We start from the raw sequence: 19,513 nt of genomic DNA, 5'->3' as shown, positions 1-19,513 counted from the left end.
CAGCCTGATACGGTCAGGCTGGAACGGCTCTAGACGGAAGACAGCCGGAATTTGCGCCCGGAGATCGAAGATCCGGGTCCGGTTCCCATCCAGGCCAAGCCGGCCTTGCCGGTATCGCGCAGGGTTGGGACGGCCGCGCGCCGAACCGACGAATCCTGCGGGTCCGAGCCTGTGCGGGCTCGCGTGAGACCCTGTTCCGGTGGCCGGCGGCGGAGGGGCGGCGGGAGTCTCTTCACGCTGGGACCCTGACGCTCCTCCTCGCTCCCCGGGACCGGAAAGGGCCCGCCGGCCCGGCCCGCGGGCCGCTCGAACCGGCTCCGAGGCCGAGCGGCGGCGCCGCGCGGCCGCATTCTCCGGTTGCCAAGGCAACAGCGCCGGTTCCATGTGGTTTAAGGTTTGCGGCCCGGCGCGGCTCGGGCTAGATGCCGGGCGCGTGCCCTACGATCTCAAACGCCTTCCGACCTCCCAGACCGCAGCCGGCGAGCCGGCGCGGGTCGGCGAGGAATTGCGCGACACCCGCATGTCGCTCGGCTACTCCGTGGAGGAGGTGGCCGAGGCGCTGCGCATCCGGCGCGCCTACCTGATCGCGATCGAGGAAGGGCGGGTCGCCGACCTGCCCGGACCGGCCTACGCAGTCGGTTTCGTGCGCGCCTATGCCCGCGCCCTCGGCCTCGACGAGCAGGAGATGGTGCGCCGCTTCCGCGACCACAGCGGCGCCGCGGTGAAGGCCAGGACCGCCCTGGTCTTCCCCGAGCCCGTGCCGGAGCGCGGCGTGCCGGCCGGCGTGGTGATGCTGGTCGGCGCGGTGCTGGCGATCGGCGCCTATGCCGGCTGGTACCACTGGTCCGGCAGCGGCGACCGCACCGTGGACGCCGTGCCGCCGCTGCCGTCGCGCCTGGAGCAGGCCGCGCCGCAGCCGGCCCCGGCCGCAATGCCGCCTGCCGCCCCGGCCGTCGGCCCGACCCCCGCCGCGCCCCCGGCACCCACCGGCCTGGCCGCCGCGCCGCCGCGCCCGGCGCCGCCGCCGGTGGTGCCGCCGGTGTCCGCGCCGATGGCGCCGCCCGCCGTGCCCGTGCCGCCGCCGGTCGGCTTCCCGCCGGGTACCGCCCCGGGCGGTGCGCCGGCCCCGACCCAGGCCCAGGCCGCCACCGTTCCCGCCGCGCCGGTCGCTCCCGTGCCGGCGCCCGCCGCGCCGCCCCCCGCGGCACCCGAGGCGCCCGCCACCCGCATCCAGCTTCGCGGCGGCAGCGGCCGGGTCTGGGTGCAGGTGCGCGACACGCACAGCAACCAGACGCTGATCAACCGCACCCTGAATCCGGGCGAGACCTACGACGTGCCGCCGCGCGAGGGGCTGGTGCTGAACGTCGGCGCCGCCCAGTCGCTGGACCTGCTGGTGGATGGGCAGGCGGCGCCGGCCCTGACCGGCGCGGTCGGCGCCCGGCGCGGCGTGCCGCTCGACCCCGAGGTGCTGAAGGCCGGCCCGCTGCGCCAGGAGGCCGCCCCGCGCCCCGCGCCGACGCCGCGCCCGGCGGCCCCGGCAACGCCTCGCCCGGCCGCGCGCAGCGCGGGCGAGAGCGAGGCGGACGCGCTGATGAACCGGATGAACCCCTCGCTGCGGCGGAGCGAGTAGCGGGCGGCGGCGTCCTCCCGTGGCCATCCGGCGCCGGGCCGCGCTCTGCCCGGAAGGCGTCGGCGCCTGGACGGGGCTGCCCATTCCATCCCGGCCCGACCCGGCAGCCGGCCGGTTCAAACTCCGGCGCCGGATGCCACATCGGGGGAAGGGGCGCGCCGCCCCGGGCGGGGGGAGCCCTTCCTTTGTCCGGCTCCCCGCTTCCGGCCTATAGTCGCCCCAGCCACGGGATAGCAGCGAGCAGATGAGCTACCGCCCCTACCAGCAGATCCTCCGCCGCAAGTCGCGGCAGATCATGGTCGGCAAGGTGCCGGTCGGCGGCGACGCCCCGATCACCGTGCAGACCATGACCAACACCCCCACCGAGGACGCCGAGGCGACGATCGCCCAGATCCGCCGGGCCGAGGTGGCCGGCGTCGACATCGTGCGCGTCTCCTGCCCCACGCCGGAATCCACCGCCGCGCTGGCCGAGATCGTGCGCGAGGTGAACGTGCCGGTGGTGGCCGACATCCACTTCCACTACCGCCGCGCCATCGAGGCCGCCAAGGCCGGCGCCGCCTGCCTGCGCATCAACCCCGGTAACATCGGCAGCGCCGATCGCGTCAAGGAGGTGGTGAAGGCGGCGCGCGACCATGGCTGCTCCATCCGCATCGGCGTCAACGCCGGCAGCCTGGAGAAGCACCTGCTGGAGAAGTACGGCGAGCCCAACCCGGAGGCGCTGGTGGAAAGCGCCCTGTGGCATGCCGCGCATCTCCAGGAGAACGACTTCCACGAGTTCAAGATCAGCGTGAAGGCGTCCGACGTGTTCCTCGCCGTCGCCGCCTACCAGCAGCTCGCCGAGGTGTGCGACCACCCGCTGCACATCGGCATCACCGAGGCGGGCTCGAAGCGCGCCGGCACGGTGAAATCCTCGGTCGGCCTCGGCTCGCTGCTCTGGGCCGGCATCGGCGACACGATGCGCGTCTCGCTCTCGGCGGAGCCCGAGGAGGAGGTGCTGGTCGGCTGGGAGATGCTGAAGACGCTGGGCCTGCGGCACCGGGGCGTGAAGATCATCTCCTGCCCCTCCTGCGCCCGCCAGGGCTTCAACGTGATCGAGACGGTGAGCCGGCTGGAGGAGCGCCTGGCGCACATCCAGACGCCGCTCAGCCTTTCCATCATCGGCTGCGTGGTGAACGGGCCGGGCGAGGCGCTGATGACCGATCTCGGCGTCACCGGCGGCGGCGCCGGGCGGCACATGGTCTATGCGGCGGGCAAGACCGACCACACGGTGGATGCCGACCGGATGATCGAGCACGTCGTCGAGCTGGTCGAGGCCAAGGCGGCGCAGATCGAGGCCGAGAAGGCCGCCGAGGAGGCTGCCCGCAAGGCCGCCGCCAACCCCGCCCCCATGGCGGCGCAGGCGGCGGAGTAGCCTCGCGCCCGGATCCTGGCCCTGGCCGCCGCGCCCCGCCATCGCGCGGGCCGCTGCCATCCGCCCCGTCGTGCCGTTGCGGGACGGGCATGGCCGGGGCGCGGCCCTGGCGGGGATCCGCCCGAGCCGGCGGCTTGCCCTCCCATGCCCGGCGATCACATTGTAATGTGATGGATGTGCCGGCCCGCCCGCCAGGCGGCCCGACATCGACCTGCCTCCGACCCGCCGCGCGGCAGCCCCGCGCCGCGGCCTTCACCGTTTCCGGAACGAAGTCCCTTCCAGCGATGTCCCTGCAACCCGCGCGCGGCACCCACGACCTCATCGGCGAGGAATTCCGCCGCCACCGGCACGTGATCGACACGGCGCGGCGCATCGCCTCCCTCTACGGCTTCGAGGAGTGGGCGACGCCGGTCTTCGAGGATACGCGCGTCTTCGCCCGCTCGCTGGGCGATACCTCGGACGTCGTGACCAAGGAGATGTACACCTTCGAGGACCGGGGCGGTGATTCCGTCACGCTGCGGCCGGAGAACACGGCCGGCGTCTGCCGCGCCCTGGTCTCCAACGGCCTCACCCAGAGCAACCTGCCGCGCAAGGTGTTCTACGCCGGGCCGATGTTCCGCTACGAGCGGCCGCAGAAGGGCCGCTACCGGCAGTTCCACCAGATCGGCTGCGAGATCCTCGGCGCCGCCGAGCCGCTCTCGGATGCCGAGGCCATCGCCTGCGGCTGGCACATCCTGACCGAGCTCGGCATCGAGGACGGCACGGTGCTGGAGATCAACACGCTCGGCGACACGGAATCCCGCGACGCCTACCGCGCCGCGCTGGTCGCCTACTTCGCGTCGCACGCCGAGCGGCTTTCCGCCGACAGCCGCACGCGGCTGGAGAAGAACCCGCTGCGCATCCTCGACAGCAAGGATGCGGGCGACCGGCGGCTGATCGAGGACGCGCCCACCATCCACGACCACCTGACGCCGGCGGCGGCCGATTTCTACGCGACGGTGAAGCGCCACCTCGACCGTCTCGGCGTGCCGTTCCGCGACAACCCGCGCATCGTGCGCGGCCTCGACTACTACGGCCACACGGCGTTCGAGTTCGTCACCGACCGGCTCGGCGCGCAGGGCACGGTGATGGCCGGCGGCCGCTACGACGGGCTGGTGGAGGAGATGGGCGGGCCGCACACCCCTTCGATCGGCTGGGCGAGCGGCGTCGAGCGCCTCGCGCTGCTGCTGGAGGCATCCGGCCGCACCCCCGCCGCGCCGCGCCCCGTCGCGCTGGTGCCGGTGGGCGAGGCGGCGGAGGGCCCGGCGCTCGACCTGCTGCAATCGCTGCGCCGCGCCGGTGTCGCCGCCGAGATCGCCTACAAGGGCAACCTGAAGAAGCGCATGGAGCGCGCCAACCGCATCGGCGCCCGCGCCGCCGTGATCCTCGGCGAGTCCGAGCTGGCCGAGGGCGTCGCGCAACTGCGCGACCTCGATGCCGGCACGCAGGACCGCGTGGCGCTGGACGCGCTGGTGCAGCGCCTCGCGGGAGGCGCCGCGTGAGCCTTCCCGCCCGGCTCGACCGGCTGCTGACCCGCGCCGACGAGCTGAAGCACCTGCTCGCCACCTCGGACGGCTCGCAGATCGGCGCGCTGTCCAAGGAATTGTCGGATCTCGACCCGCTGGTCGAGAAGGTGCAGGAACTGCGGGCCGCCGAGCGCGCCCGCGACGAGGCCGAGGCGATGCTCGCCGATCCCGACATGCGCGAGCTCGCCGAGGCCGAGTACCGGGAGCAGAAGGAGCGCGTGCCCGTGCTGGAGCACGAGGTGCGCCTGATGCTCCTGCCCAAGGACGCCGCCGACGAGCGCAGCGCCATCCTGGAGGTCCGCCCCGCCGCCGGCGGCGACGAGGCCGCGCTGTTCGCCGCCGAGCTGTTCGGCGCCTATCGCCGCTACGCCGAATCCCGCCGCTGGAAGTTCGAGCTGCTGGAGGCCGACGAGAACGAGCTGGGCGGCCTGCGCTACGGCAGCGCCGAGATCACCGGCAAGGGCGTGTTCGCACGGCTGAAGTACGAATCCGGCGTGCACCGCGTGCAGCGCGTGCCGGCGACCGAGACGCAGGGCCGCATCCACACCTCCACCGTCACCGTCGCGGTGCTGCCGGAGGCGGAGGAGGTGGACGTGCAGATCAACGAGAGCGACCTGCGCATCGACACCTACCGCGCCTCCGGCGCCGGCGGCCAGCACGTCAACAAGACCGACAGCGCGGTGCGCATCACGCACCTTCCCTCCGGCGTCGTCGTCGCGATGCAGGAGGAGCGCAGCCAGCACAAGAACCGCGCCAAGGCGATGAAGGTGCTGCGCGCGCGTCTGTACGAGGCGCAGCGCAGCAGCCTCGACGCCACGCGCGCCGCCGACCGCAAGTCCCAGGTCGGCACCGGCGACCGCTCCGAGCGCATCCGCACCTACAATTTCCCGCAAGGGCGCGTGACCGATCACCGCATCGGCCTGACGCTGCACAAGATCGACCGCGTGATGCTGGGCGAGTTCGACGAGCTGGTCGACGCGCTCACCACCGAGGACCAGGCCGCCCGGCTCGCGGCCGAGGCGGAATAGGCCGTGGCCGCCTGCCCGGACCCCGACGGGACCGTCGGCGCCTTCCTCTGCCGCGCCGGGCAGCACCTGCGCGCCGCCGCCATCCCGAATTCGCGCCTGGAGGCGCGGCTGCTGCTCGGCCACGCGCTGGCGACCGATCCCGGCCGGCTGGTCGGGGAGTCGCGCCGCCCGGTGCCGCCGGCCGCCGCCGCGCACTTCGCCGACCTGCTGCGCCGCCGCCTCGGGCACGAGCCGCTGGCCTACCTCACCGGCAGGACGGAGTTCTGGTCGCTCTCCCTCGCCGTCTCGCCTGCCACGCTGATCCCGCGCGCCGATTCCGAGGCGCTGGTCGAGGCCGCGCTGGCCGCCTTCCCGGCGCGCGGCGCGGTGCGCCGCGTGCTCGATCTCGGCACCGGCACGGGCTGCCTGCTGCTGGCGGCGCTGGGCGAGTTCCCCTGGGCCACCGGCCTCGGCGTGGACCGGGTGCCGGAGGCCGCCGCCCTGGCGCGACGCAACGCCGTCGCGCTCGGCCTCGGCGGCCGCGCCGCCTTCCTCGCCGGCGACTGGGCGGATGCCGTCGCCGGGCGCTTCGACCTGATCCTCTGCAACCCGCCCTACATCGAGACCGGCGACATCCCCGGCCTGATGCCCGAGGTGGCGGCACACGAGCCGGCCTCCGCCCTCGACGGCGGCACGGACGGTCTCGACGCCTATCGCGCCGTGCTGGACGCCCTGCCGCGCCTGCTGACCGAGGGCGGCCGGGCGGTGCTGGAACTGGGGCAGGGGCAGCGCCCGGCGGTCTCGGCACTGGCCGCGGCCAGGGGGCTTGCGGTGCGGGGCTGCCATGCCGATCTGGGTGGCATCGAACGCGCCCTGGTGCTGGGTCCCGGCTGACCCTGCCGGATTCGCCGCCGGTGCGTCCGGCTTTCGCCACCGGCGGGAGCGGCGACGGAAAAAAGCGTTTGGCGTTGCGGCCGGGCGAGGCTAGGGTCCGGCCGTCGCCGCCATGAATGGCCCGGCGCCCGGCAGGGCCGGGGCCGGGAAAGCCCGAAGAAGAGCCTCGGGTCAGGCAGCAGCGACGGAGCCGTACCGGGCCTGCCGAGACAGGGCACGCCGGCCGGCCCCTACGGACCGTGAACAACGCTACGAGCACAGCCGTCTGCGGTACGGATGCGCAGGCCTTCTCCCGGCGACCATCGTGTCCGCCGCCAGACAACCCTGCCACATCGACCGCGCGGCGAGATTCGCGAGACGACAGACGCAAAATCCATGAACATGAAACGTATGCGTGGCCGCGGTCAACGACATGGCGGCGGGGGCGGGGGTGGCGGAGGTGGTGGCGGCCAGTACCGCCAGCAGGGCCACCAGCCGACCAACCGCAACCACGTCTTCGACTCCAACGGCCCGGACATGCGCATGCGCGGCACGGCGCAGCAGTTGTTCGAGAAGTACCTCCAGCTCGGGCGCGACGCGACCTCGGCCGGCGACCGCGTGATGGCCGAGAGCTACTTCCAGCACGCCGAGCACTATTTCCGCATCCTGAACGCGATGAGCCAGGCGCAGCAGCAGCATCAGCCCTCGATGCAGCAGCGCCGCTTCAACGGCCCCGAGCAGGCCGAGTACGAGGGCGAGCCGGCCGAGTATGCGCCGCGCCACGGCGGCCATGGCACCAACGGCCATGCCGTCGAGCATGACGCCGAGATCGAGGCCGGCGAGGCCGAGGCGCGCGAGCAGGCGTGAGCCGGGCGGAAGCGGCGCCGCCGGCGGCCGCTTCCGATCAGCCTTCGCCCACCTGTTCCTCGCCGGCGGCAGGCGGCGCCCGCCGCCTGCGGCGGTTCAGCGCAGCGCGGCCGCCGCCGCCTCGCCCGAGCGGATCGTGCCCTCGATCGTCGCCGGCAGGGCGGGCAGGGTCCAGTCCCCGGCCAGGGCCAGGTTGGCCAGCGGCAGGCGGGGCGGCGCGGGTGCCGGGCCGGTGCCGTGGCGCGGCGTCGCCCGTCTTTCCTTCACCACCCGGCAGGCGGGCGCCGCCTCCGGCCAGGGGCCGGGCAGGCCGAAGGCCAGCGCCGCCCGGCGCAATTCCGCCCAGGCACGCGCCATCAGCGCCTCTTGCGGTGCGTCCATCGCGGCATCGGCGGCGCTGACCGTCACCGAGACCCCGGTCGGCCGCACCAGCACCCATTGCGCCAGCGCGTCCAGCAGCCCGAGGAAGCGAACGGGTCCCGCCGCGACGCGGGCGTAGTGCAGGTTCAGGATCGGCGCGAAGCGTTCCGGCGCCGGCAGCGCCGGCAGCAGCCGCTTCGCCTCCCAGGGCGGCAGCGCCAGCACCACCCGGTCCGACGGGCTCACCACGATCCGGTCCTCGCCGAAATCCAGCGCCGTGGCGCGGCCATCCGCCTGCTCCAGCCGGCGCAGCCGCGCGCCGTGGCGCAGCTCGACTCCGGCGAGGGCGAGCGTCGTCAGGGTCGGCGCGATCAGGTCGGGCCCCAGCCCCTCGCGCGCCACGAACAGCCGCGTCGCCCCGGGCCGGCCGAGCCGGCGCAGCACCGGCGCCAGCCAGCGCGCGCCGGCCTCCTCGACCGGCGTGTTCAGCGCCGCGATCACCAGCGGATCGACCAGGTGCCGCAGCAGCGCCGGGTGTGCCGCCATGGCCGGCCCCACCGCGCGGTCGCCGCCGCCTGCGAGCCGCAGCAGCGCGCCCATGCCGCCCAGGCCCAGCCCGGGCGGCCGCAACGCCGGCTGCCGCAGCCATTGCCGGGGCGACAGGCCCACGCGCCTCGCCTCGCCGCTGGCGAGGTCGAGCACCGGCAGGCCGTCCGGCTCCGGCTCGATCCAGCCGTCCCGCGCGCCCACCTCGCCGAGGAAGCGCAGCGCGGCGCGGTTGGCGCCCAGCAGCGCGTGGGTGCCGTTGTCGGTGCCGTCCGGCAGGGCGCGGCAGCGGCCGCCGGCCTGCGGCGAGGCCTCGTGGACCACCACGCGGCGCCCGCCGCGCGAAAGGCGCAGCGCGGCCGCGAGGCCCGCCAGCCCGGCGCCGACGACGTGGACGGTGCGGCTCATGGCGCGGGGCTGCAGCGAACCGCAGTCCGGTCGGGACTGCGGTTCGCCGTAGCTCGTTGTTCCCGGCGCGGCTTCACGCCGCCGGGCTTGCCCGCCTGCCGGCGATCCGCTCCAGGCCGCTTTTCGGGGAAGGCCTTGCCTTCCCCGGACCCCATCCACCAGGAGGGCGAGGCCCTCCTGGACCTCTCTTCGTTGGGTCTACGCTGTGGAAGCACCCGAGCCGTCTCTTCGAAAAAGGGGTTTCCAAAGGGGCTTCGCCCTTTGGTGGGAGGGGTGCGGGGGAGGGCAAAGCCCTCCCTGCCGGGGTTCGGGGCGGAGCCCCGACGCCCGAACCTGTCAGCCGCAGCCCGGCACCCCGAGCGCCTGCGCCGCCATCCGCAGCTTCTCGCCCTTCGTCAGGCGAGGGCGCACCCGCGCGCCGTCCCAGCCGCGGGCGACCATCCGTTCCAGCAGCCGCCGGTAGCCCCACATCATCACCCGTGCCGGCCGCAGCGCCTTCGGGTCGAAATGCGGCAGCTCCGCCTCGGCCGCCGCGAAGCCGGCGCGGGCGCGCTCGGCGAGGTCGCGGCAGATCGCCGCGAAGCCGGGCTGGCGGACGATCTCCGCGGCCGGCCCGTCCGCGATGCCGGCATGCGCCAGCATGTCGAGCGGGACGTAGACGCGCTCGCGCAGCGCGTCCTCGTCCACGTCGCGCAGGATGTTGACGAGCTGGAAGGTGCGCCCGAGCGCCAGGCCGAAGCCCTCCGCCTCCGGCGCGCCGAAGATGCGCACCGACATGGCGCCGACGCTGCCCGCCACGCGCCGGCAGTAGAGGTCGAGCGCCGGCGCGTCCGGCAGGCGCAGCCGGTCGGCGGCATCCGTCTCCATGCCGGCGATCATCGCCTCGCATTCCGCGACCGGCACGCCGAAGCGCTCGCGCGCCCAGGCCAGCTCGCGCGAGACGGCGTCGCGCGGCTCGCGCAGGGCGGCGCGCCACTCGGCGAGGAAGCGGCGCTTCTCGGCCTCGGGCATGGCGGCGTCGGCGATGTCGTCCACGTCGCGGCAGAAGGCGTAGACGGCCCAGAGGGCGCGCCGCCGCTCGCCCCGCAGCGCCGCCATGCCGCGCGCGAAGGAGGAGCCGGCGCGGCCGACCCGGCGCTCCACGATCGCCGCGTCCGAGGGGCCGAGGCCGAGGCAGCCGGCGAAGGCGCGGGCGAAGTCGGGCTTCGAGAGGGCGACGCGCCCCGTCACCGGGTCGGCGGCGCGCAGCCGCGCCAGCAGCCGGCGGGCGAGGGCGATCGTCACCGTGGATTGCAGGGCGAGGCGGCGCGAGGTCAGTCGGCGCGGCAGGTCGGCGGCGCGGTCCAGCGCCGATTCCACCCGGTCCAGCGCCGCGTCCAGCACGGCGCGGCGTTCCGGGTTGTCGGGCCGGAAGAAGGCGGCCTCGCCGCCGGCCAGCGCCATCCAGGGCTCGGGCAGGTAGATGCGGTCCAGCGAATCCCGGTCCGGCACCAGGTCCTGCAGATGGTTGAGGAGCTGGAGCGCGGTGCAGAGCGCGTCGGCCGAGGGGATCGCCCCGGCCGGCGAATCGTGCAGCCGCAGCAGCATGCGCCCGACCGGATCGGCCGAGCGGGTGCAGTAGTCCTCCAGCTCGGCCCAGTCGGCGTAGCGCTTCTTGGTCGCGTCCTGGCGGAAGGCGGAGAGCATGCGCCGCGCCTCCGCCGTGCCGGTGCCGGCCGCGTGCAGCCGGGCCGCCTCGGGCTGGGCGGTACGGGGATCGTCGAGGCCCCGCTCCATGAGGTCGAGCCGGGCGATCTTCTCCGCGGGCGGCATGGTGGGGTGGTCGCCGATGTCGTCGGCGGCGCGGACGAAGCGGTAGAAGGCCATCACCTTGGGCCGGACCTCGCGGGCGAGCAGCACGGAGGCGACGGGGAAATTCTCCTCGTCGTGGTCGCGGGTCGGCTTCGCGGGCGGCGGCGCGTCGGTCCGCGGGGCGGCGATGTGGGTCACGCGGTCATTTAGCGGGGCGGGCCAGGGGGGGCAAATGGCCCGGCGGCAAATGGCGGGGCGGGCGCCGGCGAAGGTCGGGGATCCGGGGAAGGCTCGGCGGGGAGATTGACCGCCGGTGACATCCTTGCCACCCATCGCCGCCGAACCAGAAGCGGAGGAACGGGCCGATGGCCGTCGAGTACGAGAAGCTGCTCCACTACCCCATCCCGGAGGCGCGGCAGCGCCTCTCGCCGAAGGACGCGATGTTCTACGCCCTCTCGGTCGGGCTCGGGCAGGACCCGATGGACCGCGAGCAGCTTCCCTTCGTCTACGAGAAGGGGCTGCGCGTGCTGCCCTCCATGGCGGTGGTGCTGGCGCATCCGGGCTTCTGGATCGCGAAGCCGGACACGGGCGTGGACGCGGTGAAGGTGCTGCACGGCGAGCAGAGCCTGACCCTGCACAAGCCCCTGCCGGCCGAGGCCGAGCTGGTGGGCCGGTCGAGGATCACCGGCCTGGTCGACCGCGGCGACAAGGGCTCGCTGCTCTACTCCGAACGCGAGATCATCGATGCCGCCTCGGGCGAGGTGCTGGCCACGGTGGGCCAGACCACCTTCATGCGCGGCGACGGCAATTTCGGCGGCCCCTCCGGCCCGGTGGCGAAGCCGCACCCGGAGCCGACCCATGCGCCCGATCTCTCGGTGGAACTCGGCACGCGGCCGGAGCAGGCGCTCTACTACCGCCTGAACGCCGACATGAACCCGCTGCACGCCGACCCCGACATCGCGGCGGCCGCCGGCTTCAAGCAGCCCATCCTGCACGGGCTCTGCACCTTCGGCGTGGTCTGCCACGCGCTGCTGAAGGCGCTGTGCGGCTACGACCCGGCGCGCTTCGGTCGCGTCGACCTGCGCTTCTCCTCGCCCGTCTATCCCGGCGAGACCATCCGCACCGAGATCTGGCACGAGGAGGGCGGCGCCGCCTTCCGCGCCTTCGTGGCGGAGCGGGAGAAGCAGGTGATCAGCAACGGCCGCTTCCGCTTCGCCGGCTGAGTCGCCGCGGGGACCGGGCGTGCCGGGGTGGCATGCCCGGTCCCGATGGCGGTCCCGGTGACGGTTTCGGAGGGGGCGGCGTCAGAACGCGTAGCGGATCCGGCAACAGGGCAGGTGCCGTGCCACCAGATCGCGGAACACGGCGAGCATCCGCCCCTTCTTGCCGTGCCGGTAACGCAGGTTCACCGCGCCGCTCTCCGACAGCTTCTCCTCCTGCAAGGCCGGCTGCCACAACAGATCCTCGGCGCGCGGGTGCCAGCGCAGGTTGGTCTCGTGCAGCGCCGCGCCATGGGTGAGGAAGATCACCTCGGCCGCGATCTGCGCCCGCGCGGCCGGCGAGAGCGACGCATCCAGCCGCTCCAGCAGCGCCGACCAGTCCGCCGTCCAGCCCTCGTACACCACGACGGGCGAGAAATTGACGTGCACCTCGTAGCCGGCGCGCACGAAGTCGTCGATCGCGGCGATCCGCTCGGCGACCGGCGAGGCACGCACGTCCAGCACGCGCGAGGGCGCCTCCGGCATCAGCGAGAAGCGGATGCGCGTCCGCCCTTGCGGCTCGTAGCCGAGCAGCGCGCGGTTGACGTACTTGGTGGCGAAGGAGCCCTTGGCGTTCGGCATCGCCCGGAACGCCTCGACCAGGTCCCGCACGCCGCCATACAGCGCCGCGTCCACGGAAAGGTCGCCGTTCTCGCCGATGTCGTACACCCAGTCGCGCGGATCGACCTGGTTGGGCCCGGGCTTCGGCCCCTGCCGCGCCGCGTGCCGCGCGATGGCGGTGGCCACCGCGTCGGTGTTGACGAACAGCGTGATCGGGTTGCCGTGCCCCTTGCGCCGCGCGACGTAGCAATAGGCGCAGGCCATGGCGCAGCCGTTCGAGGTGGAGGGGGCGATGAAGTCGGCGCTGCGCCCGTTCGGGCGCATGCCGAGACCCTTCTTGATCCCGAGCACCAGCGTCCCGCGCTTGGTGGCGAGCCAGCGTTCCGCGTCGCCTTCCTCGCCGTGCAGGCCGGGGATGTTCCAGTGGGACGGCACCTCGATGCGCTCGGCGTGCGGGAAGCGCGCCAGCACCTCGGCGCCGCGCGGGTGCAGCGCCGCCGCCGGCTCCAAGTAGATCCGCCCGATGTCGAGCAGCGTGGCCGGCAGCGGCGGGGAACCGATGGCTAGCGCCATGCGGGAAGCCGCGGCCGGCGCGCCGTGGCGCGGCGCGGCGCGGCCAGACCGGCCAGCAGCCGCACCGGCGCCGCCAGCGCGGCCAGCCCCAGCAGCCCCAGCGCCGCGGCGCCCGCCACCGCCGCGTCGCGGTGCCGGCTGGTCCAGTACTCGGTGCGGGTCGGCTTCACCCGCTGGCCGAAGCGCCCGTCCACGCCGGGATCGCCGGGCACCGGCGCGAACAGGTTGCCTTCCGGGTGCGGCGGGGGCCGGTCGCCGAGCTGCGCCTCCCACATGCGGCCGGCGTAGCGGTCGAGCAGCCCCGGCGCCACCGCCTGCCCCAGCACCATCTCCGCGGTGGAGCGGCCCACCCATACCTCGCGCCGCGGGTTCTCCGCCGCGAACAGCACCGCATCGGCGCAGAGTCGCGGGTCGAACACCGGGTCCGGCGCCTTCTGGATGCGGCCGGTGCGGTTGCGGGCCCAGTCGAATTGCGGCGTGTTCACCGCCGGCAGGTAGACCACCGTCAGGTCCACCTTCACCCCGTCGTGCAGCAGCTCCGCGCGCAGGCTGTCGGTGAAGCCCCGCACCGCCGCCTTGGCGCCGCAATAGGCCGATTGCAGCGGCGCCGAGCGTACCCCGATGCCGGAGCTGATCTGGATGATCCGCCCCCGGTTGCGCGGCGCCATCCGGCGCAGCGCCGCCAGCGTGCCGTGCACCTGGCCGAGATAGGCGACCTCGGTGACACGCCGGTACTCCTCGGGCGTCACCTCGTGCGCCGGGGCGATCACCGTGGCCATGGCGTTGTTGACCCAGGCCTCGATCGGGCCGAGTTCCCGCTCGAAACGCGCCGCGGCCGCCTCCACCGCCCCGGCATCGGCCACGTCGGCGGCGATGCCGAGGGCGGGCACGGCCAGCGTGCGCAACTCGGCCTCTGTGGAGCGCAGCCGCGCCGGGTCGCGCGCGATCACGCCCACCGCCCAGCCGGCCCGCGCGAAGGCCCGCGCCGTGGCGCGGCCGATTCCGGCCGTGCCCCCCGTCACCACCGCCACCCTGCGCATCCCGTCCCTCCGCCATGACCTGCCCGGATGTATGGGCGCGGGGCGCCCCGTCACCTCACGGGATGGCGACGCATGGGATAGTGAAGCACGGGACCGGTAGCCGGGGCTCCGGGAGAGCCGGGACAGAGCACGAACACCCATCTCGGTCATTCGCCGCCTTGGTGCTACGCTGCCGCCGATGCCGCGCCCGCCCCGTGCCGCCCGCCCTTCCGCCTCGGCACCGCCCGGCGCGCCCCGCCTGCTGCTGCCGGCCGCCCCCGCGCTGGTCGCCGGCCATGGCCGCGCCGCCCTGCTGACCGAGGAGGGCGAACTCGAGACCCTCACGGCCGAGGCGGCCGCCGAGCGGCTGCGCCACCTGCCGCCGCCGCTGCTGGTCCACGCCACCGCCACGGCGCGCCGGCTCGGCATCCCGCGTCCGCGCGGCGCCTGCGACCTGCTGGAGCTGTTCGCCTTCGCCATGCCGGCGCAGCCCGCGGCCCCCACGCCGCGCGGCCTCGCCCTGGCGCTGGGCTGCGACGCGCCGCGCGACGACGAGGCCGCCGTCGCCCTGCTGCCGGAACTCGCCACCCGCCTGCTGCGCCATCTCGCCCTGACGCGGGAAGGGCGGCTGGGACAGGAGGCGGCACGCCTCGCCGCGCGCATGGGGCAGGCGGGCTGGCCCTGGGCCGAGCCGGTGCTGGCCGCGCTCGGCTGGCCGGAAGCGCCGAACCTGCCCCCCGGCGCCGACCCGCTGCGCGTCTGGCGTCTGCTGCCGGAATGGGAGGAGACGGCGCCGCCGCCGCCGCCCGCCAGCCTCGGCGTCGCCCCCGCCGAATCGCGCGCCCGCCTCGCCGCCATGCTGGGGGAGGGAGCGGAGCAGCGCCCGAGCCAGGCCGACTACGCCTCGGCCGCCGCCGCCGCCTTCGCCCCGCGCGACATGGCCGGCGCCCCGGCGATGGTGCTGGCCGAGGCCGGCACCGGCACCGGCAAGACGCTGGGCTACATCGCGCCCGCCAGCCTGTGGGCCGAGCGCAACGGCGCGCCGGTCTGGATCTCCACCTACACGCGCAACCTGCAGCGCCAGATCGACGGCGAACTGGCCCGCGTCTACCCCGACCCGGAGGAGCGCCGCCGCCGCGTCGTGGTCCGCAAGGGGCGCGAGAACTACCTGTGCCTGCTGAACTACGAGGAGGTGCTCTCGGCCGCCCCGCCGGGCATGGCGGTCCCGCTCGGCCTCGTCGCCCGCTGGGCCGTCGCGACGCGCGACGGCGACATCCTGGCCGGCGACTTCCCGGGCTGGCTGGTGGAGCTGTTCGGGCCCGCCGCCATCCTGCCGCTCGCCGACCGGCGCGGCGAGTGCATCCACTCCGCCTGCCCGCACTGGAAGACCTGCTTCGTCGAGCACTCCATCCGCCGCGCCCGCACCGCGACGCTGGTGGTGGCGAACCACGCGCTGGTGATGGTGCAGGCGGCGCTGGGCGGCGACGATTCCGGCGAGGAGTCGCGGCCGCCGCGCTACGTGTTCGACGAGGGGCACCACCTGTTCGATGCCGCCGATTCCGCCTTCTCGGCCGAATTGGGCGGCGCCGAGGCGGCGGAATTGCGCCGCTGGCTGCTGGGCGCCGAGGGCGGCCGTTCCCGCGCGCGCGGCCTGCGACGGCGCATCGAGGAACTGGCGACGGAGCGGCCGGAACTGCTCGCCCCGCTGGATGCGGCGTTGCAGGCGGCGCGCGCCCTGCCGGCGGCGGGGTGGATGACGCGGCTGGTCGAGGACCTGCCGGAGGAGGCTTACGGGGAAGGGGACGGGCCGGACGGACACCCGTACCCGAAGCAGGCGCACCCTGCGGGGCAGGAAGAGGCCGAGGCTGCTTCGCCTCGCCGCCAGCCTGCCGTCGCGCACGCCAACCCCGCCGAGGCGTTCCTTCGCGTGGTCCGTCGCCAGGTCCTCGCCCGCACCGCCCGCGACGACGGCTACGACCTGGAATGCGACCTGCACCCGCAGCTCGCCGAGCTGGCCTCCGCCGCGACCACCCTGGCCCGCGCCCTGTACCGAATCGAGGAGCCGCTGGCCCGGCTGCGCGAACGCCTCGCCGCGCGGCTCGACGAGGAGGCCGAGGAGATGGAGCTCGGCGAGCGCATCCGGATCGAGGCGGCCTGCCGGGGCATCGAGCGGCGCGCCCTGATCCCGCTGCGTGCCTGGCGCGACATGCTGGACGGCCTCGCCGCCCCGCCGCCCGAGCCCGGCAGCCGCCCCGCCGCGGTGGACTGGCTGGCCCTGCACCGGCGCGAGGGCCGCGACGTGGACGCGGCCATGCACCGACACGCGCTCGACCCCACCATTCCCTTCGCCACCGCCGTCGCCGCGCCGGCGCACGGGCTGCTCGTCACCTCGGCCACGCTGCGCGACATCGTGCGCGGCGAGGCGGCGTCGGGGGGCGGCGGGGCAGGGGAGGGCACCCCGGATTCCGCCGCCGAGGCCGGCGCGGAATCCGTCGAGGCCTCCTGGCGCGCCGCCGAGGCCCGCACCGGCGCCAGCCACCTGCCGCGCCCGGCGATCCGCGCCGCCGTGCCCTCGCCCTTCGACTACGCCGCCGCGACGCGCGCCTTCGTCGTCACCGACGTGGCACGCGAGAACACGCAGCAGGTCGCGGCCGCCATGCGCGCCCTGTTCCTGGCCGCCGGCGGCGGCGGGCTCGGCCTGTTCACCGCCATCCGCCGGCTGCGCGAGGTGCACCGGCGCATCGCCCCGGCGCTGGAGCAGGCCGGCATCCCGCTCTACGCCCAGCACGTGGACGCGATGGACAACGCGACGCTGGTGGACGTCTTCCGCGCCGAGGAGGAGAGCTGCCTGCTCGGCACCGACGCGATGCGCGACGGGGTGGACGTGCCCGGGCGCTCGCTGCGCCTGCTGGTGTTCGACCGCGTGCCCTGGCCGCGCCCCTCCATCCTGCACCGCGAGCGCCGCCTGCACCTCTCGGAAGGCCGGCCCAAGGACTACGACGACGCGCTGGCCCGCCATAGGCTGCGCCAGGCCTTCGGCCGGCTGATCCGGCGTGCCGACGACCGCGGCGTGTTCGTGCTGCTCGACCGCTCCTGCCCCTCGCGCCTGCTCGCCGGCCTGCCGGCCGGGGTGGAGACGCGCCGTGTCGGGCTGGCCGAGGCGGTGGCGGCGACGCGGGAATTCCTCTCCATGCCGTGACGCGGCAGCGTCCGGTGCCCCGACCCTGGGTGCCCGATCCTGGGCACCCGACCCTGGTCCGCCCGACCTTGGCACGCTTGGCCCCGGGGCGGCATCCGCCCGGACCGTGCCGTCCCCCTGTCATGCGGCCGTCACAGGGCTATCGTAAGCGTCGCCCGGTCCGCTATCATGCTTGGCTGTCGCCGCGCGCTGTCGGAGCCGTGATGTTCCGCCCGCTCCGCGGCATTGACGCCGGCCCGCCATCGGGCGACCACGCTGGCGACACGGACCGCGCGGCTGTGCCGCGGCCGCGAGGGAGTTGATCGACGATGTCCGAGGTGCTCACTCGGTTCAGCGTTCAGGAGGCGCTGGTCTGCGCCATGGTGCTGATGGCCGCCTCCGACCGCCAGATGTCGGATGCCGAACTCGGGACGATGTCGCGGCTGGTGCAGGAGCTGCCCGCCTTCTCCGACTTCCACCCGACCGACATCGCCGTGGTGACCGAGACCTGCCTCGGCCTGCTCGACGAGACGGAGGGGCTGGAGCGCGCCTACGGCATGATCCGCGACGCCCTGCCGCCGCGCCTGCGCGAGACCGCCTACCTGCTCGCCTGCGAGGTCGCCGCCGCCGACGGCGAGGCGACGCAGGAGGAGCTGCTCTTCCTCCAGAGCTTCCGCATCGAGATGGACATCGACCGGCTGATCGCCGGTGCCATCGAGCGCGCCGCCAAGGCGCGCTACCAGGTCATCTGAGAGCAGGCGCGAATGACGGCGCCGGAAGGCGCCGCCGGCGCCGCCCCCCTCGACGACTCCGACGCACTGCCGGGCCCGCTGCCGGGCTTCGCCCCGGATGCCGCCCCGCCGCCGCCCGGCGCGCGGCACCGCCGCTTCGACCTCGCCACCGCCTTCGACACCACCGGCCGGGTCCGCCGGCCCTCCTGGCGCGCCCTGCTGACCGACCTCTCGGCCATGGCGGAGGGGCGCGTGCCGCCCGACGACCCGGCGGATGCCGCGCACCCGCCGGACGGGCGCGGCCGCCCCGTGCTCGTCATCCCCGCCTTCCTGACCGACGACGACTACACCTGGCCGATGCGCGACTTCCTGGAGCGGCACGGCTTCCGCTGCTTCGGCTGGAACCTCGGCATCAACTGGGGCCCGACGCCGCGCCTGCACGAAGGGCTGCGCGCGCGGCTGGCCGAGGTCTGCGGCGAGGCCGGCGGCAGGGTGGCGGTGGCCGGGGTCAGCCTGGGCGGCATGCTGGCGCGCGACCTCGCGCACGACCGGCCGGCGCAGATCAGCCACGTCGCCACCATGGTCAGCCCGATCACCATGCCGACGGCGAGCACCATCCAGCCGCTGTTCCGCCTCTGCGCGCCCTTCTACAGCCCCTCGGTCGATCCGCGCCGTCTGGCCCGCCCCACCGCCATGCCCGCCACCGCGATCTACACGCGCGAGGACGGGGTGGTGGCCTGGGAGAGCTGCGGGCCCGGCGTGCCGGGCTGCGAGGCCATCGAGGTGCCGGGCGCCCACATCACCGTCGTCCGCAACCCGCTGGCGCTGCGGGCGCTGGCGCGGCGCCTCGCCGCGGACTGACCCTTCGGGCATCGTCCTCACCGAACGGAGGCGTGCCGCCGGGCGTTGCGCCTCCGCCCTCACCGCGTCGGAGACCCCGGATGCCCAGCCGCAAGCGGCTCATCGTGATCCTCGCCCTGCTCGTGCTGGTGGCGCTGCCGGCCGGGCTGTTCCTGCACTACAACCTGCCGCGCCACGACGTGGTGCGCATCGTCAGCACCGACGTCAAGCGCGTCGACCTCGACGGCAAGCCCGGCGGCGACACGCGTGACGTCTTCTACATCTACGCCGAGGACAACGAGACGCAGCGTCCGCGCGTCTATCGCAACGAGGACACGCGCTGGGGCTTCCCCTTCTACTTCAAGTTCAATTCCGCCGACGTGCAGGCCGTCGCCGCCTCGATCGCGGCCGACCGCGGCACCGCCGTGGTGACCTACTACGGCTGGCGCGTGAACATGTTCTCGTCCTTCCCGAACGCCGTCTCGGTCCGCCGCGCGCCGCCCGACGCCAGCCCGTTTCCCTGGTTCAACACCTTCTTCTTCATCGCCGTCGCCGTGCTGGCCTTCCTCGGCTGGCGCGCGCTGCGCCGGAGACGGGCCGCGCGCATCGGGTGAGGCCAGTCCCGGGGCGCCGCCCCGGGTCCCGCCAAGGGGCGCTGCGCTGCCCCTTAGAGCATTTTCAAGCTGAGCGTACTCGCTCAGCGGCTCGGAAAATGCGCTGGATCAAAGGCTAGAGCCGTTCCGGCCTGATACAGTCAGGCTGGATCGGCTCTAGCACCCCGGTCCGGGATGACAAAAAGGGGCCGGTCCTCGCAGACCGGCCCCTTCCTCGTTCCGTCGGTAGGGTCGGCTCAGCCGACCATGCCGCGCTTGTGCTCGGCGAGCTGCACGCGCT

General features: G+C 74.7%; 15 protein-coding genes. 11 read left to right on the top strand and 4 right to left on the bottom strand.

What is annotated here, in order from left to right:
• Positions 1-433 precede the first annotated feature (433 nt).
• The 6 genes from M0638_RS26850 (at position 434) to M0638_RS26825 (ending at position 7,353) form a co-directional block, all read left to right on the top strand.
• Positions 434-1,630, top strand: coding sequence for a helix-turn-helix domain-containing protein (locus M0638_RS26850; RefSeq protein WP_248670026.1), 1,197 nt, complete (start codon positions 434-436; stop codon positions 1,628-1,630).
• Positions 1,631-1,874: 244 nt separating this feature from the next.
• Complete coding sequence (gene ispG, locus M0638_RS26845) at positions 1,875-3,041, top strand: flavodoxin-dependent (E)-4-hydroxy-3-methylbut-2-enyl-diphosphate synthase (RefSeq protein WP_248670025.1); 1,167 nt, start codon at positions 1,875-1,877, stop codon at positions 3,039-3,041.
• Between the two features lie 284 nt (positions 3,042-3,325).
• Positions 3,326-4,582, top strand: coding sequence for a histidine--tRNA ligase (hisS, locus tag M0638_RS26840; protein WP_248670024.1), 1,257 nt, complete (start codon positions 3,326-3,328; stop codon positions 4,580-4,582).
• Complete coding sequence (prfA, locus tag M0638_RS26835) at positions 4,579-5,634, top strand: peptide chain release factor 1 (protein ID WP_248670023.1); 1,056 nt, start codon at positions 4,579-4,581, stop codon at positions 5,632-5,634. Before hisS ends, prfA begins: the two co-directional genes overlap by 4 nt.
• 3 nt (positions 5,635-5,637) lie before the next feature.
• Positions 5,638-6,507: a peptide chain release factor N(5)-glutamine methyltransferase gene (prmC, locus tag M0638_RS26830; RefSeq protein WP_248670022.1), complete on the top strand. Its 870-nt coding sequence runs from the start codon at positions 5,638-5,640 to the stop codon at positions 6,505-6,507.
• Positions 6,508-6,882: 375 nt separating this feature from the next.
• Positions 6,883-7,353 carry a DUF4167 domain-containing protein gene (locus tag M0638_RS26825; RefSeq protein ID WP_248670021.1) on the top strand — a complete coding sequence of 157 codons (471 nt, stop codon included), beginning with the start codon at positions 6,883-6,885 and terminating at the stop codon, positions 7,351-7,353.
• 96 nt (positions 7,354-7,449) lie between these two features.
• Here M0638_RS26825 and M0638_RS26820 read toward each other — a convergent pair whose 3' ends face one another.
• Positions 7,450-8,667, bottom strand: coding sequence for a hydroxysqualene dehydroxylase (locus tag M0638_RS26820; protein ID WP_248670020.1), 1,218 nt, complete (start codon positions 8,665-8,667; stop codon positions 7,450-7,452).
• Between the two features lie 336 nt (positions 8,668-9,003).
• The gene (locus M0638_RS26815) at positions 9,004-10,656 is read right to left on the bottom strand and encodes a squalene/phytoene synthase family protein (RefSeq protein WP_248670019.1); all 1,653 of its coding nucleotides are present in this window, start codon (positions 10,654-10,656) and stop codon (positions 9,004-9,006) included.
• A gap of 167 nt (positions 10,657-10,823) precedes the next feature.
• Between M0638_RS26815 and M0638_RS26810 the strand changes: the two genes are divergently transcribed.
• Positions 10,824-11,681 (top strand): MaoC/PaaZ C-terminal domain-containing protein, encoded by an 858-nt coding sequence (locus M0638_RS26810; RefSeq protein ID WP_248670018.1) that lies wholly within the window; start codon positions 10,824-10,826, stop codon positions 11,679-11,681.
• A gap of 81 nt (positions 11,682-11,762) precedes the next feature.
• Here M0638_RS26810 and M0638_RS26805 read toward each other — a convergent pair whose 3' ends face one another.
• Both M0638_RS26805 and M0638_RS26800 read right to left on the bottom strand, forming a co-directional pair.
• Complete coding sequence (locus M0638_RS26805; protein WP_248670017.1) at positions 11,763-12,851, bottom strand: spore photoproduct lyase family protein; 1,089 nt, start codon at positions 12,849-12,851, stop codon at positions 11,763-11,765.
• Positions 12,842-13,891, bottom strand: coding sequence for an SDR family oxidoreductase (locus M0638_RS26800; RefSeq protein ID WP_248670016.1), 1,050 nt, complete (start codon positions 13,889-13,891; stop codon positions 12,842-12,844). The genes M0638_RS26805 and M0638_RS26800 overlap by 10 nt, the downstream gene beginning before the upstream one ends.
• A gap of 178 nt (positions 13,892-14,069) precedes the next feature.
• Between M0638_RS26800 and M0638_RS26795 the strand changes: the two genes are divergently transcribed.
• From M0638_RS26795 to M0638_RS26780, 4 genes are all read left to right on the top strand, one after another.
• Entirely contained in the window at positions 14,070-17,069 is a 3,000-nt protein-coding gene (locus M0638_RS26795; protein ID WP_248670015.1) for an ATP-dependent DNA helicase, read from the top strand.
• 308 nt (positions 17,070-17,377) lie between these two features.
• Positions 17,378-17,800: a tellurite resistance TerB family protein gene (locus M0638_RS26790; RefSeq protein ID WP_248670014.1), complete on the top strand. Its 423-nt coding sequence runs from the start codon at positions 17,378-17,380 to the stop codon at positions 17,798-17,800.
• A gap of 12 nt (positions 17,801-17,812) precedes the next feature.
• Positions 17,813-18,640 carry an esterase/lipase family protein gene (locus M0638_RS26785; protein WP_248670013.1) on the top strand — a complete coding sequence of 276 codons (828 nt, stop codon included), beginning with the start codon at positions 17,813-17,815 and terminating at the stop codon, positions 18,638-18,640.
• Between the two features lie 80 nt (positions 18,641-18,720).
• The gene (locus M0638_RS26780) at positions 18,721-19,233 is read left to right on the top strand and encodes a DUF1523 family protein (protein WP_248670012.1); all 513 of its coding nucleotides are present in this window, start codon (positions 18,721-18,723) and stop codon (positions 19,231-19,233) included.
• The last annotated feature ends 280 nt before the right edge of the window (positions 19,234-19,513 follow it).

The organism is Roseomonas acroporae, from assembly GCF_023223525.1.
In the GTDB taxonomy this organism is placed as follows: Bacteria; Pseudomonadota; Alphaproteobacteria; order Acetobacterales; family Acetobacteraceae; genus Roseomonas_E; species Roseomonas_E acroporae.
Note: the sequence above shows the minus strand (reverse complement) of the source record. Positions and strands in the feature narration are given on the sequence as shown.

What these genes read in the sequence shown, in the direction of transcription:
- ispG (WP_248670025.1), top strand. Translation starts at nt 1,875, where the DNA reads ATGAGCTACCGCCCCTACCAGCAGATCCTCCGCCGCAAGTCGCGGCAG.
- hisS (WP_248670024.1), top strand. Translation starts at nt 3,326, where the DNA reads ATGTCCCTGCAACCCGCGCGCGGCACCCACGACCTCATCGGCGAGGAA.
- M0638_RS26825 (WP_248670021.1), top strand. Translation starts at nt 6,883, where the DNA reads ATGAACATGAAACGTATGCGTGGCCGCGGTCAACGACATGGCGGCGGG.
- M0638_RS26820 (WP_248670020.1), bottom strand. Translation starts at nt 8,667, where the DNA reads ATGAGCCGCACCGTCCACGTCGTCGGCGCCGGGCTGGCGGGCCTCGCG.
- M0638_RS26810 (WP_248670018.1), top strand. Translation starts at nt 10,824, where the DNA reads ATGGCCGTCGAGTACGAGAAGCTGCTCCACTACCCCATCCCGGAGGCG.
- M0638_RS26805 (WP_248670017.1), bottom strand. Translation starts at nt 12,851, where the DNA reads ATGGCGCTAGCCATCGGTTCCCCGCCGCTGCCGGCCACGCTGCTCGAC.
- M0638_RS26800 (WP_248670016.1), bottom strand. Translation starts at nt 13,891, where the DNA reads ATGCGCAGGGTGGCGGTGGTGACGGGGGGCACGGCCGGAATCGGCCGC.
- M0638_RS26795 (WP_248670015.1), top strand. Translation starts at nt 14,070, where the DNA reads ATGCCGCGCCCGCCCCGTGCCGCCCGCCCTTCCGCCTCGGCACCGCCC.
- M0638_RS26790 (WP_248670014.1), top strand. Translation starts at nt 17,378, where the DNA reads ATGTCCGAGGTGCTCACTCGGTTCAGCGTTCAGGAGGCGCTGGTCTGC.
- M0638_RS26785 (WP_248670013.1), top strand. Translation starts at nt 17,813, where the DNA reads ATGACGGCGCCGGAAGGCGCCGCCGGCGCCGCCCCCCTCGACGACTCC.
- M0638_RS26780 (WP_248670012.1), top strand. Translation starts at nt 18,721, where the DNA reads ATGCCCAGCCGCAAGCGGCTCATCGTGATCCTCGCCCTGCTCGTGCTG.